We start from the raw sequence: 765 nt of genomic DNA, 5'->3' as shown, positions 1-765 counted from the left end.
ACACCGGAGGACCACCTGATGGGGTTTGCGATCCGCCGTGGTCGATACGGCGATGACAAACGGGATCTTGTTGGGTGAGCCGCGGCCGCGCTGGCCGGGTTTGCCGGCGCGCTCACCACCGAGATAGGCGTCGTCGATCTCGACGCGCCCGGATAATTGGCGGCGCGATTCACGCTCGACCATCACCTGCAGCAGTTTCTGCTTGATCCGCCAGGCCGCCCGGTAGCTCACCCCGAGTTGGCGTCGTAGTTCCAACGCCGAGACGTTGTTCTTGGCCTGGGTCAGCAGATGCATGGCCAGAAACCAGACGGTCAGTGGCAGTTTGGTCGAGGCGAAAATCGTGCCGGAGGTCACTGTGGTCTGGTGCCGGCATCGCTGGCACTGCCAGTGGGTGCGGCCGACGCGCTCGAATGTCGTATGCCGCCGGCACTGACAGGCCGGGCAGCAAAAGCCGCTCGGCCAGCGCGCGGCTACCAACACCGCCTCGCACTGGGTTTCAGTACCATAGCGCTGCATGAATTCCCGCATCGACAAGCCCGGTTGCATTTGAACCCGATTGAGCGCCATGACATGTCTCCTGTGCTGTCATGGTCTGATTATCCGGTGCGACGGGGTCATTTCGTGACCCGGCTGAGTTTCGGGCCTAATCAAGAGGTTTCATAATTTTCGGGCAAAGAAAAGGCCCGCCGTGGCGGTAATGCCGTTCACTTAAGCGGCGCGGCTTGCCGATTGAGCGGATATCGGGTCTTCGACATCTTCACCGCC

Annotated in this window: 1 protein-coding gene; it reads right to left on the bottom strand. The window is 61.6% G+C overall.

Annotated elements, in window-relative coordinates:
- The coding region (locus SAHL_RS02955) for an IS1595 family transposase (RefSeq protein WP_123589925.1) at positions 1-567 on the bottom strand (567 nt) is incomplete at its 3' end.
- Between the last annotated feature and the right edge of the window lie 198 nt (positions 568-765).

This window comes from Salinisphaera orenii subsp. halophila YIM 95161, assembly GCF_003732545.1.
Taxonomy (GTDB): domain Bacteria; phylum Pseudomonadota; class Gammaproteobacteria; order Nevskiales; family Salinisphaeraceae; genus Salinisphaera; species Salinisphaera orenii_A.
This window is presented reverse-complemented; position numbering and strand designations above follow the sequence as displayed.